Raw genomic sequence first — 14,003 nt, forward strand, 5'->3', positions numbered from 1 at the left:
GGTACCGCAAACGACGTTTCTTCCTGCGGCAAACCTCTGTAAACGCTCACCAAAATGGGCGTTTGTGGACGGAAACTAGACTAGCCACGGCTCTCACGTTCCCGACACCAGCTAAGCAACCCGCGCCTCTCTAGTCAGATCAAATTCACGCGGCGATTGCTCTGCAGCAGTTAGCCGCTTTCCCGCGTCTAGTAAAATGGCGGCCCGCGGTCCAACGTAGAATGCTTTAATTTTACTAAATTGCTTTTTGACTGCTCTGTTAAAAGTCTTCATTAGCTCCTGGGCAAGCGGCGTGTCGGAGACCGTTGCCACGCGGCCATTTATCACAACGTCTTCAGTCCATTGCCACCAGGGGAAAAAGTTACGTCCGGATTGCCAAGCTGATCTAGCGAATACCGGATGCCGGAAGGTGTTTTTATCGGCCTCACCTCAATGGGCACAGCGTGGCCAGTGACAAGAAATGATCGATCGCTAGAAGCCGATTCAGTGGTTGATTGCCCAAGAGCTGGAATTTGCATTCCATTGCTAAAAGAGTCGAATTCCATCTTGGGAAAAAGACCCATGAGGATGTATTTTATCGAAATTTCACGTTCTACTGCCTCCAGTACGGGAAGAAGATCGTCCTTTAGCGCGAAGAAGTGAATCTGCCTCATATGAATTACCCTTAGGCACAAGTAATGGCTGGAATTACGGTGGCCCATGTGCTGGGAAGATACGACCAGTTCAAGCCAGCAGATGCGCCAGCAGCGCCCTTAGCTGCGCTGGCTTCAGGGGCTTGCGCATCAGCTCGATGCCGGCGGCGCGGGCGGCGTTGGCTATTGTCTCCGAACCATCGGCGGTGACGATGAGCGCCGGCACGGCGCGACCGAGATAATCACGGACTTCGGCGATTGTGGTAGTGCCGAGGTCGCCTCCGTCGAGATGCTGGTCGGCTATGACAATATCTGGCAACCAGTCGGTATCGCCAAGCAAGTCGAGCGCGTCACCGGTCGAGGTGGCGGGGCGCACCAGGCATTGCCAGCGCTCGAGCAGGGTGGTCATCGCCTGCAGCACCTCGATATCGTTCTCGACCAGCAGCACCTTTGTGCCGAACAGACCGTAGCCGCGCGGCCGCTCCATGTCGACGGTGCTGGCGACGGGATCGGCCGTGTCGCCAATCCCGACCGGAACGTCGATATGGAAAATCGTGCCATGTCCGACCTTCGACGAAAACGTGACGGGATGGCTGAGTGCCGCTGCGATGCGGCGCACGATGGCCAGCCCCAACCCCAGCCCGCCGGCGGCAAGCCCGGCATCCGTCGGGATCACGCCGCGATGGAATTCCTCGAACACCGCCTCGCGCTGGTCGTCGGGGATGCCACAGCCGGTATCGGCGACGTCGATGCGGATCGTGTCGCCGCGATGCCTGGTGCCGACCAACACGCCGCCCGAGCGGGTATAGCGCAGTGCATTGGACAGGATGTTCTGCAGGATGCGTCGCAGCAAGGTTCGGTCCGAACGAACGAGCGCATTGACTGGCCGAAACTTCAGCGTCAGCCCCTTCATCTCCGCGACCGGCTGAAAATCCGAGCGAAGAGACGAAAACAGCGTCTCCAGGCTGACATCGGTGATGTCGGGCTGCACGACGCCGGCATCGAGCTTGGAAATGTCGAGCAAGGTACGGAGCAGGTCCTCCATCGTCTCCAGCGATCGCTCGACCTGGCGGACCAGGTTTCTGCCTTCGTCGCTGGTCTGTACTTCGGCAAGCGCCGAGACCGACAGATGCGCGGCGTTCAGCGGCTGCAGCACGTCGTGACTGGCGGCCGCCAGGAACCTGGTCTTGGACAGGTTCGCCAGCTCGGCGTTTTCCTTGGCCGCGTTCAAGTCGATGTTCGACTGCTCCAGACGGCGCAAAGTCGAATGCAGCTCTTCGGTGCGGCTGCGCACCCGGCTCTCGAGCGAAATGGCGGTCTGGAACAGCGAAAAGGCATTGCCTTGCTGGTCCATGGAACGCTCGACGCGGCTGATCAGCGCGGCGTTTATCTTCTTCAGCCTTTCCAGGTCGTCGATGTTCCTGAGCGGCATCCCGGATTTCCTACTCCGCCGCTTTGGCCGCATTGCGTTCACCGAAGGCGATGCCGGTGAAGGTCTGGTTCAGATGCATCGAACGGTACTGTTCGCCATAGGTGCCGAAGCCGAGGACGTTGTTGACCTTGTAGAGTTCCGAAATCTCGCGATAGACCTGCCGGTTGCGCGCGTCGAGCCGGCGCAGCACGCAGTCGAAACCGAGGATCAGGTCGATGCCGCCAAGCCTTTCGCTGACGTCGCTGAGCGCGGCGCGGGTCGCCTCGACCATGTCCTTGGGCTGGGCGACGGCAAGCACGACACCATCGTCGATGGCGCAGAAGAACGACAGCGAGCCGTCCGCGTGCATCTTCTGGATTGAACGGCAGTAAAATTCGCCGCCGACTTTCACCACCACCGGGTGCGAGGCAAAACTCAGTGGCGTCAGCATCTGCGCGACGACGCCGACCGAGGCGGCATATTCCTCGGCGGCAATCGTGGCGTTGAATTCGCGCACGATGCGGTGGTCGGGATCGGATGCCGTCACCACCAGCTTCTCGTCGGTGGGAACGAAATTGTCGGTCTTGAACACGTGGAAAGGAATTTCCGTGGTGATCAGCACGATAATGGCGCTGTCGGAGGTCACTTTGCCGTTCGAGATCAGCCGCGTTGTCTCGAATTTCAAATCATCACCAGCCGACCCGCCGATCAGTGGGATGTCGTCGAGCCCCCAATGGATGGCGGAGGTCACCGCTTCTTCGGCGTAGGACAGCCCGTCGATCAAGCAGAGTGCGAAAGTGGTGTCGGCCCGCTCGTGCCCGAGGCGCTCGCGTAACGAACGCCTCAGCGCCTCGACCTCGCCGGTAATCCCGTCCATGCCCGATGAGGACAGATTTTCGACCATGGTGCTGGCTGCCGAAAACGATACGGAGGGAAGCAGCATAGCCAGGACCTGGCCTTCCTCCAGCCCCTTGGGCGTTATCTCACCGGCCGTCGAGCAGCCGGCATAGTGGAGCGCCGGCGCGTGGGTCTTCAGCGCTTCCGACAGGGCGAAGGCCTCTATGAGGCTCTGCGAGAAAAACAGGAGGGCAAACCCGGCGTCAATGGCCGCTGCTTCCGCTGCCACCGCCCGGGCGAACGCATCCGCGTCGGATTCGTCGGTGGTGAGTACCGAAAGGCCGCATGCATAGCGCGTCCGTGACTTGGCCAGCGGCTTCCTCCTCCATTTCCTCCGACGCTTTTTTGTGCGCGTCTGGCGCGCCGGCGTCGAGGTCATTGTTGTCTCGAAGCGGGGCTTTGGCAATGAGCCAACATGATGGATTTGAAGTTTCTGCCGTTTGACGACGTCCGCGCAGCCGCTCACAGACGGAAGGCCGCATCGCACGGCCATCGCGTTCGCTTACGCCGTTTTCTGGCTTTGCGTGACAATTGCGTCATCCAGCGGGCAGCGCAAGTAAAGCGCAGCATCACGACTGATGATAAATCCGTAAAAGAGAGTGCGAAACTTCGTGGGAGCAAGGTCTTCGCGGGTGCCGGAGATATTCGTCACCACCGCCTCGAAAGTAGCGCGAGCGCTACCGAGGAAGGCCCGAGAGACGAAGTCAAAGCTGCACCTGGAGCTGATCGACGGAGAGCAGTTGCTTGAGATGCTTTACACAACCCACGCCTGCCCAGCCGCCGCAGGTCAAAACTCGACCGGGAATGGCGGGACGTCCATGGCCCGGGCCATTCTCGCACTCGACTTTTTACTGATTACATGGGCGGAGTCTCGTTGGGGGAACCGCAGACCCACGCATTTCACGCTATTGCAAGTCATTCAAATTTGAGCTTCCGCACTCATGCTTTGTCGAGAGTATCTCCGTAGGTTTTGGCCGTTCTGAATTGCCGTCGGCGACGACGACGACGAAATAGGAGAACGCAATGGCTCGCAATCACGTTGAACGTCTTGTTGAGTTTAGGGAAATCTTGGTCGCGACTCGACGCGAAGGAGTCCGTAACGTGCACCATACTCGCGACGCAATGCGGGCAAGTGGCTTTCAGATCGGGGACAGCGACGGCTCCAGCTACGGAGCCGAGCTGAAGGTGCTCCAAGAGGAAATTGAGGCAGTCGATCGCGCCATCGAAGACGAGAAGCGGTTGACCCTGGCCCTCGAGAGCGCGGCTCAATCCCGCCGACCGACTAAACCGAGAATCGTGAAGGGAACATAGAGCCAGGTAAGGCTTTTGGCGCCCGTCACGTCGATCGCCTTCGTCGCCGCCGTGGTGCAGCGCCCTAAAAGCGGACGTTACGCTTTCCGCCCTAGCGCGACGTAGAGCATTTGCTCGGCAAAAATCGCTACTGTGAACTCCGACATCGCATGGCGGACCAACAGGCTCGGCCAACATCAGATGAGATGTAGTCCCAACAAATGCAGTTCAGACAATCGATTACGCGTCTTTGTTGAAGTCGTACCCTACCAAATGAGCGCCGGACCTGAAACGATTGATCTAGGACTCGCTCATCCTCGCCACTCTGTGGGGCCTCTCAATTCCTTTCTTGTAGCGCATGCGGCCGATCCGAAAGGATCGGCCGCATGCGGCATCCTTCACTGACTGAAACACACTTGAAAATCGGGGCCCCATGTAGACTAAGTTGTATGGACTAAGTCGTGAGGCCCGCAATGCGCACCGTCAATATCCACGAGGCCAAGACGGACTTGTCTCGTCTTGTCGACAGGGCAGCCAAAGGCGAATCCTTCATTATTGCCAAATCCGGCAAGCCGATGGTCAAGGTGGTTGCCATAGACGCACCTGCGGCCGGCGAAATGCGTCGGGTGGGGTTTATGGCCGGGCAGTTTTCAGTTCCGGACAATTTTGATCGCATGGCCGATGACGAGATCGAAAAGCTGTTTGGCGGCGATACATGAAACTTCTTCTCGACACTTATCTTCTGCTCTGGGCGGCGGGCGAGCCCGAAAAGCTCCCGCCCGCAGCCCTCGCTGAGATCGAGAATGCCGATAATCACCTGACGTTCAGCGCCGCAACTCCCCGGGAGATTGCCATTAGACGCGGTCTGGGCCGCCTTGACTGTAAGGTCGATGCGTCTTTTACGTCGGGGCCTGATCGACAATGGCTATCATAAGCTGCCAATCACCGGCGAGCATGCCATTGCAGTGGAGGGGCTTCCACCTATCCACAAGGAGCCCTTCGATCGGATCGTGATTGCTCAATCGATTGTGGAAGGCATTACTTTGCTGACCGTCGACGATCTGGTCGCGCAGTATCCTGCGCCGGTCCGTCATCTCTGATCAAACTGGACCCCAAGCCCTCGGTAGGGTAGTCAGCTATCGCTTCAGACCAGCCATGAAAGCCTTCACTCGAGCAGAGTCGACTTGGTTCCACCAGACGCCGTCGTGCTTCAGCGCGCTGGCGATGATGACCCCGTCGACAATGGCGAGGATATCCTTGGCGTTACCCGGGGTGACACCACTGCCGACCAGCGTCGGCAGGCCGGCAGCCTGCTTGATCATGCTTATGTAGCCCAAATCCGCGGCGTGGCCGGTACGCTGGCCGGTGGCGATGATGGCATCGGCATCGAAGAAGACCAGGTCCTTGACCAGTTCCTCCACCGGGCGGTCGGCAACGATGGCGTGTGCGCCGTGCTTGACATGGGCATCGGCGAAAATGCGGATGCCGTTGGCGCGCAGCCTGGCGCGGTAGCGCGCCGCGCGGCCAGACTCGCCTTCGACAAATCCCTCATTGGCGACATAAGCGTTCGCCCATTGATTGACGCGGACGAAACCGGCGCCGGCAGCGCTGGCGATCGCCAAGGCCGGGATCGCGGCATTGGCCAGCACATTGATGCCGATCGGCCTGCCGAGTTCGCGGCGGATGCGGTCGGAGACGACCGCCATATAGGCGGCCGTCTCCGGGCCGATATCGTCAGGCTTGGCGAAGGGGATGTCGCCATGGTTCTCGACGATGACGCCGTCGCAGCCGCCGTCGAGGTAGGCCTTGGCGTCGTCGAGCCCGCGCTGGTAGATCGCCTCGATAACCTCGCCGTCATAGCGGGGCGCGCCGGGCAGCGGCGCCAGATGAACGACGCCGATCACCACCTTTGTGCGGCCAAAAAGGTCTAACAATGCGTCGCCGCCGGATTGGCCGATCTGGTTCATGAGAGCTCCATTTGATCGATGAGTGCCGCCATCTCGGAGGCGGAAGGACAGGACGCCAGCGTGCCCGGCCGTGTCACGGCGATTGCGGCGGCCGCGAGCGCCAGCTCCAGTGCCGAGATGACCGGCATGCCCCGCGCAAGCCCGCCGGCCAGACAGCCGCAGAACACATCGCCCGCGCCGCTGGTGTCGAGCGCTTCGACGCACGGCGCCGGCAAGCGAATTGGGTCCGCCCGGCCCGCACCAAGCAAGAGACAGCCTGCGGCACCGAGGGTGATGACGACGGTGCAGGCGCCTTTGGCCACCAGCGCGCCGGCTGCTGCTGTCATGTCATCCCGGCCGGTCAGGGTTTTCGCCTCGGATTGGTTGACCACCAGAACCTCCGCCAGGCCGAGATCGGGCACAGAAGCCGCATCGATGGGGCTGGCGTTGAGGACGGTGCGCGCACCGTTTCCCTTTGCTGCCCCCAGGCAGGCATTGGTCGCTGCGGCCCGCAGATTGCCCTGACAGACGAGGATATCGCCGGGGGCGATCCAGCGGGCAAGTGCTGTTTGCGCCACCGGATCGAAGGCTTCGCTGCAGGCGACGCCGCTGACGATGAAATTCTCTCCGCCTTTATCGACGACGATGGTCGAGCGGTCGCTCGACAGCTCGAATTCGCTCGCCTCAAGGTTTGATAGCTCGCTGTCGAGGCGGCTCCTGATCCACGCGCCAGCAGGGTCCTTGCCGAGCGCCGTCCAGAACGTCACCTCTGCACCAGTCCGTGCTGCTGCGACTGCCTGGTTGGCGCCCTTGCCGCCGAGCCCGTCGGCATAACTCATGGCATTCAAAGTCTCGCCCGCGGCAGGGAAGCGGCCGATGCGAAACACGGTATCGACGCAGGCATTGCCGACGACGTGGACATGCATGGCTCAGCTCTCACCGGTCGCCCAGCCCAGCATCTGTTCGAAAAGGGTCTTGTAACCTGGCCAGGCGATGAATTGCGGCGGCAGCCAATGCGGCCCGACATCGGATGTCCAGGCAACGGTGCGGCCCTTGCCGTAATGGCCGGTGACAAGCAGCGGCAGCGAACCATAGTCCGACGACACGCTGGCCAGGACCTCGGCCCCGTCCTTCAGCGTCACCTCGTTGAAGCCGAGCAGGATCGGCCAGTCCGAGCCGAGGCCCCTGAGGATGGGATGGCTCGACCCTGGTTTCGGCACGGGCGCAAAACCTTCGGGAACCTCGACGCGGTCGTCGTAGGCCAGGCAGTTCACCGGCAGCACGTCCTCGACCGGGGTCTTGCGGTAGCGCGCGCCGCCATTGATGCCCTGGAAGCTGTAGTAGCCGCCGAACATCAATAGACCGCCGCCGCCGCTGACGTAATCGCGCAGCAGGCGCAAGCGGTTCGGCGTCGGCTTGGAGTGTACCCAGGTGTCGGGATGCAGCAGCAGCGTGTTGGCGCCGATGTCGGAGAGCACGACCGCGTCATAGGCGGACAGCGCCTCCATCGTCTGTGGAAAGCCGCGCTGCGCCTCATGCGCCGGCATGAAAGTGACGTCGAAGTCGGTCGCCTTCAGCGCGCCCAGCAACTCGTCCGCGCCGGTGTGGTAGGTAACGGTCGGAAACTGATCGAAACCCTTGATATGGGTCGCGGTCGACACCCAGGATTCGCCGGCAAGCAGGATTTTCTTCTTGGACATTTGAACTCCCGTCGTAACTCGAGGCCATTCAGAGCCGCGCGAATACGCTCTTTGGATTGGCGATCAGCATGCGGTCGATAGCAGCCTGCTCGACGCCGTGGCGTTTCAGGCGCGGTATGAAATGCTTCAGGATATAGCCATAGCCGAAGCCGCCGAAGCGCGTCAGCATGATCTTGAGGAATACATCCTGCGACAACAGCAGGCGGTCGCCGAAGCCCGCCTCGACAAGGGCAGCGATGGCGCGTGCATTCTCCTCGTCGGAGGGCGATTGCGCGTCCTGGTCGGCATAATAATAATCCATGCCGATCATGTCGTATTCGAGGAACGTGCCGCGCCGGGCGAGGCTTTTCTGGTAATCGGGGTCGTCGTGGCTCGGGTTCATGTGGCAGAGCACGGTGTGGCGAAGATCGGCGCCCTCGGCCTCGACGATATCGAGCACGTCGTGCGCCAGCCGCTCCCAGCCAGGCAGATGGATTGACAGCGGCACGCCGGTGATGCGCGAGGCACGCGCGGAAGCCCGCAGCGACTTGCGTTCCTCGGCGGTGAAATCCTTGCTGACGCCGACCTCGCCGATCAGCCCGGCCATGATCGGCGGCTGCGTCTCGCCGCCGCCGACGTCGTTGACGATGAACTCGGTCACCGCGTCCACATCCATCGCCTTCAGCCATTCGGGATGGGTGTGCTCGAGATAGAAGCCGGTGCCCATGACGACTTTCAGGCCGGACATGCGGCTGATGCGGGCGAGCTTTTCGGGGTCGCGGCCGATACCGATATTGGTGGCATCGACGACGGTGTGGCCGCCCAGCGCGCGATAGCGCTGCAGCTCCGACAGCGCCAGGTCGGCGTCGTCAAGCGAGACGTTGTCGCGGTTGACGTATGGGTTCATGCGCAACTCGCCGATGATCTCGATATTCACCGGCTGCTCGGCGATCGCCATGTCATTGGGATGGCAGGGGCATTTCCAGCTGCGCGCGCCGTCGAGCAATATGTGCTCGTGCATCAGCGTGATGCCCATCTCCTCGACCGGAACCGGGCCGAGCACGGTCATCACATGGCCGGTTTCGACCCCGATTGGCAGCCGCTGCCTGGGTACCGCGTCATCGAACAGATCGCTCATCGGCTCAACGGCTCCGCACGGCGCCGCGAAACAGGCGGAAGTTCAGCCAGATAGCGATCAGGATGATCGTTCCGGTGACTATCGGCGTCAGGAAAGGCGACAGATGCGCCAGGATCAGGCCGTTGCCGATTACGGCCACGGTCAGCGCGCCGAGCACCGTGCCGATGATCGTTCCGCGGCCGCCGAACAGGCTGGTACCGCCGAGCACGACGGCGGCGATGACTTCCAGCTCGAAACCCTGTCCGGCATTCGAAGATCCCGATCCAAGCCGGGCAGCAATGATGATCCCGGCAAGGGCTGCCGCGGTGGCGGAAATCACATACACGAACAGCGTCGTCTGCCGCGTATTGACGCCGGCACGCCGCACCGCCTCGGCGTTGGCGCCGATACCCGTGACATAGCGGCCGAATGGCGTCTCGTTGAAGGCGAGATAGGCGATGGCCAGGATCGCCAGCGCTATCAGCGCCGGCACCGGCACGCCAAGGAACCAGGCGCGGCCCAGCACGGTGAAAGCGCTTCCGGGCTCGATCGGGATGGAATAGCCGCCGGTGATCAGCAGCGCCACGCCACGGATCACCGAAAGCCCGGCAAGCGTGACGATGAAGGACGGGATGCCCTCATAGGCGACGAAATAGCCCTGCACCGCGCCAAGCAAGGCACCGAGCGCCAACATGGCGAGGATAACGACTGGCCAGGGCACGCCGAACTGCAAAAGCGTCGCCGACAGCGTCGCCACCAGCGCCAGCACGGAGCCGACCGAAAGATCGATGCCGCCGGTGGTGATGACGAAAGTCATTGCCGCGGCGACGATCAGCAGCGGCGCCGACTGCCGCAGGATGTTCAACAGATTGGGCGACGTCAGAAAGGCGTCGGTCGCAATCGAGAAGATGATGCAGACGACCAGAAAGAACAGCGCGATCGAGACGACACTGCCATTGGCGAGCAGCGCATCGCGCCAGGTGCCCTTGTGCACTCGTGAGGGCTGGGCGGCGTGGATCGCGTCGCTCATGCCGGCGCTCCACCGCGATAGCCATTGGTGGCGGAACGCGCGCTGAACTTGCGGCCGACGATCAGATTGACCACGTCTTCGATATTGGTCTCGCCGATCAGCCGCTCGGCGACATTGCGCCCTTCATACATGACCTGGATGCGATCGCAGACGAGGAACAGATCCTGCAGCCGGTGGGTGATCAGGATGACGCTGACACCGCGCGCACTGACCGCGCGGATCAGTTCGAGAACCGCCTCGACTTCGGCCACGGCGAGCGCTGCCGTCGGCTCGTCCATAATCAGCACGGTCGGCTCGAACGAGGCGGCGCGGCCGATCGCGATCGACTGACGCTGCCCGCCGGAGAGGTTTTCGACCTTGAGCCGCGTGTCGGCAATGACGATACCGAGCCGATCGAGCATCTGGCGCGTCTCGTCATGCATGCGCTTCTTGTCGAGAAAAGAAATGCCCGCGATGCGGCGGCGCGGCTCGCGGCCGAGAAACAGATTGCCGGCGACATCGACCGTGTCGCAGAGCGACAGGTCCTGGTAGACCATCTCGACGCGCGCCGCACGCGCGTCCGCCGGCGAGCTGAAGATCACCGGCTTGCCATCGATTTCGATGGTGCCGGCGTCGGGAACCACAGCCCCCGACAGCACCTTGCTTAATGTTGACTTGCCCGCGCCGTTGTCGCCGACCAGCCCCAGCACCTCGCCCGGTTTCAACGTCAGCGACACGTCATCGAGCGTTTGGATGGCGTTGTAGCGCTTTGAGATGCCGCTCATCCGCACCCGATAGGTCTGGCCACTGCTCATCTCGGATTCCACGCGATTGCAAAGGGAGCCGCGGCGCGAAGCGGCGCCGCGGCTCGGTCGCCGGCGCAGTTTACTTGAACATCGCGCGGTATTCGTCGACATTCTTCTTGGTCACGATCGTCACCGGGATATTGATGATCGGATCGATTTTCTCGCCCTTCTTGAGCTTGCCCAGCGCTTCGACGGCGGCCTTGCCTTCGCCGGCCGGATCCTGCTGCACCACCGCCAAGACCCAGCCGTCGTCGATGCCCTGAACGGCCTGCTTGGTCAGATCCCAGCCGAACACCTTGACGTCGCCGGTGCGGCCCTGGCTGGTCACGGCCGAAACTGCGCCGAGCAAGGCCGGCTCGCCGGTCGCATAGAGCGAGTTCATGTCCGGATTGGCGGTCATCAAGTTTTCCGAAGCGCTCAACGCAGTCTCCTGAACGTTCTGGCCATCGACGGTGTCGAGGAAGGTGATGGCCTGGCCGCTTTCGGTCACCGCCTTCTTGAAGCCGTCGAGCCGCTGGTTCTGGATGAACGAATTGAGTGCGCCGACGATACCGATCTTGGCCTTGCCGCCCATCTCGGTCTTCACATAGTCGGCGTAGAATTTGCCGATGTCCTCGCCGGCCTTTGTGTTATCGACGCCGATGAACGAAATATTGTCGCCGTCGGGGATCTGCGCGTCGATGGCGATGACCGGAATGCCGGCTGCCTTGGCCGCCGTGATCGCAGGCTTGACGCCGTTGACGTCGATGGCGACCAGAATGATGCCGTCGACTTTCTGCGTGATGTAGTTCTCGATCGCGTCGTTCTGCGCGCTCGGCACATTGTTGGCGTTGAAAATGACCAGCTTGGCGCCGGCGGCGTCGGCTGCCTTTTGCGCGCCCTCGTTGATCTGGTTGAAGAACAGGGCCTGCTGGTTGATGTTGACGAGAGCGAACGTATCGGCAAGCGCTGATCCCATGGCTGCCGAGCCCATGGCAATGGCGGCGGCACAGCCGGCGAGAAGTTTGAACAGACGCATTTCGGTTCCCCTTGCTTGCGGACCAGACCTCGGCTGGTCCCGTTGGTGCTACAGGCACGAGGCAAGCATTCAAGAGACTTGAATATTTGTCAATCCAAATGAACGCAGAGCGTTGCTCAGAAAGTCGCCGGCGTGTTGACCCAGAAAATGCTGGCGCGTTCCTCGCCGATGTTGCGGTAATGATGCGGCAGCTCCGACCTGAACACGAACGCATCGCCTGTGGCGAGAGCATGGCTCTTGCCGTCGACGATCAACTCGATCCGGCCGGCGAGCACATAGCCGACTTCCTCGCCGGCGTGCTGGATCGGGCCTTCGCTCGAGCCCTCTGCCTCGATGTGATGGATGTTGCACTGTAAGAGGTGGCCAGGCGAATACGGAATGATGCGTTCGAGCGAAATTCCTTCGCCACGCCGTAGCGCGTCGAGCGCAATCAAAGGCCTTGCGCCCGACCGGAATACGATCGCCTCGTCGTCATCGACTTGTTCGAACATCCAGCCGATGTTGGTGTCGAGAACCTCGACCAGACGGTGAAGCATGGGCAGTGACGGCGAAGCCTTGCCGTTCTCGATCTTGGACAGCAGGCTTTCCGAGCAATTCGCAGCCGCGGCCAGCGTCTTCAGCGTCATGCCGCGTGTCTGGCGGGCGAGGCGCAGCCGAGTTCCAAGTCTCGCGGCATTTACGGTGGCGTCCGTTTCTGACTCTGGCCGCCGTCGATCGATTTTGTTCATCTGTTCGCCAACCATCCAATGGTCAAGGGCAACTATCGCGCGAGCAAAAGACCTCGGCCGACGATTTGCAAGTGCTGGTGCGTCAAATTCGAGACTGCAGCCGCAGCTACCGGCGTCTGTCGAATGCTGCTCCCGTATGGACCGTGCTGATGATCCCGCGCCAGTTGTCCCTGTCGCTTGCTGGCCATCGGGGCGTCACCGTTCCCGCGTTGCGTCACGTGGCGAGTGCGACTCGGACGACGCGGGCGAGGCGCGCCAGACAGCCAATCTACACAACCACGACCGTGCCGACACGATAAAATCTGACTGTGACCGAATTTGCGGAGCGCGCCCAGAGTCACCCGCGGCAGCGCCCTATGGAGGAACGCCCAGGGTGCGCGGGCTCTCGGTGGCGGCGATGCACTCAATAAAAATCCCTGAGGCAATCGCGCACCGCCTGAGCTTCGACAATTTTGAAGAAAGTCCAACAGGATTAATGGACTAGCACTAGGCGGATGTGAATTGCGGAAGCGATGCGCGGTTAATGCTTTAGAAGTATAGACACATCGACGCGAGGTGCGAAGAAGCAACGCCAATACAGCTGATTGGTTACGACATATTTATTTTCGCAGATATGGTATTGCCCGTCCGGGGATTCCTGTACACGGTCCCGTGGGATGATGAAATTATGCGGCAAATAGGTGTAGCCACCGTCTACCCTGGACCGCACCGAAGACCGAGGTACGGCGCGGCAATCTGAACCGCCGCAGCACTTGAATTTAGTCTGTGGGTCAATCTTGTCTTCGTACCAATCATGGGCGTTAACGGCTGTTGCGGCGGCGATACACATTGCCGTAAAGATGAGCCTTCGCATGGCATTCCTCAAGTATCTGGCAGGCGCTGCTCGTTCGGGTTTCCATGTATATTAGCGTTCCATTGAAAATACCATTGGCCTCCGAATGACTTAACGCAGCTCCAGCAAGCGACGCTCGCAGCGGAAGACCGTATTGGGCCACTTCAGGACGACGCTTGCGCCGAACAAAGGTCTGCTGTTGGCGCCTCCACGCGTTTTCGGGAGCTCGCATGCTCGTTTCCATCTAAAAACGTTGTCCACGGGCCGTAAGTTACCCCGGCGGCTATCCATTCCGACCAGCCGGCGCACGCCGGGCGGTCGTTGGCGTGGCTTCAACATGGCTTCACCAGAAGCTTGGGACGCCCCTCTGCCAATGATGCATGCAGCAATCGCACACTCAACGACCGCCGTTCGCCGCCGACCGCGCTCGGATCGTAGTCCGAATGACTGCTCGTGACGGAGATGAGAATCCTGTTGGTAGCGTTAGTCGTGGGAGCATGGAAATTATTGAGTAATTTTGTCTTAGGGGGCGCTACCATATATGCATGATTTGGATAGTGTCCTGAAGGTTCTGCAAAAAGTTTTGGAGAGAGAACGGCGCTTGCTCTGAAGGGCGAGCGGCCATGGCACGGTGGTGA

Annotated in this window: 14 protein-coding genes; 3 read left to right on the forward strand and 11 right to left on the reverse strand. The window is 61.0% G+C overall.

Annotated features, from left to right (window positions below; translation table 11 throughout):
* Window positions 1-323 precede the first annotated feature (323 nt).
* The 3 genes from NKJ46_RS33465 to NKJ46_RS33475 form a co-directional block, all read right to left on the reverse strand.
* On the reverse strand, window positions 324-653 hold the full coding sequence (locus NKJ46_RS33465; RefSeq protein WP_352671460.1) for a hypothetical protein: 330 nt from the start codon (window positions 651-653) through the stop codon (window positions 324-326).
* Between the two features lie 70 nt (window positions 654-723).
* Complete coding sequence (locus NKJ46_RS33470; RefSeq protein ID WP_352671463.1) at window positions 724-2,064, reverse strand: ATP-binding response regulator; 1,341 nt, start codon at window positions 2,062-2,064, stop codon at window positions 724-726.
* A 10-nt stretch (window positions 2,065-2,074) separates the two neighbouring features.
* Window positions 2,075-3,319 (reverse strand): FIST N-terminal domain-containing protein, encoded by a 1,245-nt coding sequence (locus NKJ46_RS33475; protein ID WP_352671465.1) that lies wholly within the window; start codon window positions 3,317-3,319, stop codon window positions 2,075-2,077.
* Between the two features lie 644 nt (window positions 3,320-3,963).
* Here NKJ46_RS33475 and NKJ46_RS33480 point away from each other — a divergent pair.
* The 3 genes from NKJ46_RS33480 (at window position 3,964) to NKJ46_RS33490 (ending at window position 5,330) form a co-directional block, all read left to right on the forward strand.
* On the forward strand, window positions 3,964-4,251 hold the full coding sequence (locus NKJ46_RS33480; protein ID WP_352671467.1) for a hypothetical protein: 288 nt from the start codon (window positions 3,964-3,966) through the stop codon (window positions 4,249-4,251).
* A gap of 452 nt (window positions 4,252-4,703) precedes the next feature.
* The gene (locus NKJ46_RS33485; protein WP_352671469.1) at window positions 4,704-4,949 is read left to right on the forward strand and encodes a type II toxin-antitoxin system Phd/YefM family antitoxin; all 246 of its coding nucleotides are present in this window, start codon (window positions 4,704-4,706) and stop codon (window positions 4,947-4,949) included.
* 171 nt (window positions 4,950-5,120) lie between these two features.
* A complete protein-coding gene (locus tag NKJ46_RS33490; protein ID WP_352671471.1) occupies window positions 5,121-5,330 on the forward strand; it encodes a type II toxin-antitoxin system VapC family toxin in 210 nt (69 codons plus the stop codon).
* 36 nt (window positions 5,331-5,366) lie between these two features.
* On the opposite strand, the gene NKJ46_RS33495 is transcribed toward NKJ46_RS33490, so the two are convergent.
* The 8 genes from NKJ46_RS33495 to NKJ46_RS33530 form a co-directional block, all read right to left on the reverse strand.
* Window positions 5,367-6,197, reverse strand: coding sequence for a BtpA/SgcQ family protein (locus NKJ46_RS33495; protein WP_352671473.1), 831 nt, complete (start codon window positions 6,195-6,197; stop codon window positions 5,367-5,369).
* Window positions 6,194-7,102, reverse strand: coding sequence for a ribokinase (locus NKJ46_RS33500; protein WP_352671475.1), 909 nt, complete (start codon window positions 7,100-7,102; stop codon window positions 6,194-6,196). Before NKJ46_RS33500 ends, NKJ46_RS33495 begins: the two co-directional genes overlap by 4 nt.
* A 3-nt stretch (window positions 7,103-7,105) precedes the next feature.
* Window positions 7,106-7,876, reverse strand: coding sequence for a glutamine amidotransferase (locus NKJ46_RS33505; protein ID WP_352579663.1), 771 nt, complete (start codon window positions 7,874-7,876; stop codon window positions 7,106-7,108).
* 28 nt (window positions 7,877-7,904) lie between these two features.
* On the reverse strand, window positions 7,905-8,993 hold the full coding sequence (locus tag NKJ46_RS33510) for a phosphotriesterase family protein (RefSeq protein ID WP_352671478.1): 1,089 nt from the start codon (window positions 8,991-8,993) through the stop codon (window positions 7,905-7,907).
* A gap of 4 nt (window positions 8,994-8,997) precedes the next feature.
* Window positions 8,998-10,002, reverse strand: a complete 1,005-nt coding sequence (locus NKJ46_RS33515; RefSeq protein WP_352671480.1) for an ABC transporter permease — start codon at window positions 10,000-10,002, stop codon at window positions 8,998-9,000.
* Complete coding sequence (locus NKJ46_RS33520; RefSeq protein WP_352671482.1) at window positions 9,999-10,796, reverse strand: ATP-binding cassette domain-containing protein; 798 nt, start codon at window positions 10,794-10,796, stop codon at window positions 9,999-10,001. Before NKJ46_RS33520 ends, NKJ46_RS33515 begins: the two co-directional genes overlap by 4 nt.
* Before the next feature lie 70 nt (window positions 10,797-10,866).
* The gene (locus tag NKJ46_RS33525) at window positions 10,867-11,805 is read right to left on the reverse strand and encodes an ABC transporter substrate-binding protein (RefSeq protein ID WP_352671484.1); all 939 of its coding nucleotides are present in this window, start codon (window positions 11,803-11,805) and stop codon (window positions 10,867-10,869) included.
* 116 nt (window positions 11,806-11,921) lie between these two features.
* The gene (locus tag NKJ46_RS33530) at window positions 11,922-12,533 is read right to left on the reverse strand and encodes a cupin domain-containing protein (protein ID WP_352671487.1); all 612 of its coding nucleotides are present in this window, start codon (window positions 12,531-12,533) and stop codon (window positions 11,922-11,924) included.
* Window positions 12,534-14,003 lie beyond the last annotated feature (1,470 nt).

The sequence above is a fragment of the Mesorhizobium sp. M0166 genome, assembly GCF_040322255.1.
Lineage (GTDB): Bacteria > Pseudomonadota > Alphaproteobacteria > Rhizobiales > Rhizobiaceae > Mesorhizobium.

Bases quoted from the DNA above. Each gene is read 5' to 3' on its own strand.
- NKJ46_RS33525 (WP_352671484.1), bottom strand. From the start codon at position 11,805: ATGCGTCTGTTCAAACTTCTCGCCGGCTGTGCCGCCGCCATTGCCATG.
- NKJ46_RS33475 (WP_352671465.1), bottom strand. From the start codon at position 3,319: ATGACCTCGACGCCGGCGCGCCAGACGCGCACAAAAAAGCGTCGGAGG.
- NKJ46_RS33500 (WP_352671475.1), bottom strand. From the start codon at position 7,102: ATGCATGTCCACGTCGTCGGCAATGCCTGCGTCGATACCGTGTTTCGC.
- NKJ46_RS33510 (WP_352671478.1), bottom strand. From the start codon at position 8,993: ATGAGCGATCTGTTCGATGACGCGGTACCCAGGCAGCGGCTGCCAATC.
- NKJ46_RS33505 (WP_352579663.1), bottom strand. From the start codon at position 7,876: ATGTCCAAGAAGAAAATCCTGCTTGCCGGCGAATCCTGGGTGTCGACC.
- NKJ46_RS33515 (WP_352671480.1), bottom strand. From the start codon at position 10,002: ATGAGCGACGCGATCCACGCCGCCCAGCCCTCACGAGTGCACAAGGGC.
- NKJ46_RS33495 (WP_352671473.1), bottom strand. From the start codon at position 6,197: ATGAACCAGATCGGCCAATCCGGCGGCGACGCATTGTTAGACCTTTTT.
- NKJ46_RS33485 (WP_352671469.1), top strand. From the start codon at position 4,704: ATGCGCACCGTCAATATCCACGAGGCCAAGACGGACTTGTCTCGTCTT.
- NKJ46_RS33470 (WP_352671463.1), bottom strand. From the start codon at position 2,064: ATGCCGCTCAGGAACATCGACGACCTGGAAAGGCTGAAGAAGATAAAC.
- NKJ46_RS33530 (WP_352671487.1), bottom strand. From the start codon at position 12,533: ATGAACAAAATCGATCGACGGCGGCCAGAGTCAGAAACGGACGCCACC.
- NKJ46_RS33480 (WP_352671467.1), top strand. From the start codon at position 3,964: ATGGCTCGCAATCACGTTGAACGTCTTGTTGAGTTTAGGGAAATCTTG.
- NKJ46_RS33465 (WP_352671460.1), bottom strand. From the start codon at position 653: ATGAGGCAGATTCACTTCTTCGCGCTAAAGGACGATCTTCTTCCCGTA.
- NKJ46_RS33490 (WP_352671471.1), top strand. From the start codon at position 5,121: ATGCGTCTTTTACGTCGGGGCCTGATCGACAATGGCTATCATAAGCTG.
- NKJ46_RS33520 (WP_352671482.1), bottom strand. From the start codon at position 10,796: ATGAGCAGTGGCCAGACCTATCGGGTGCGGATGAGCGGCATCTCAAAG.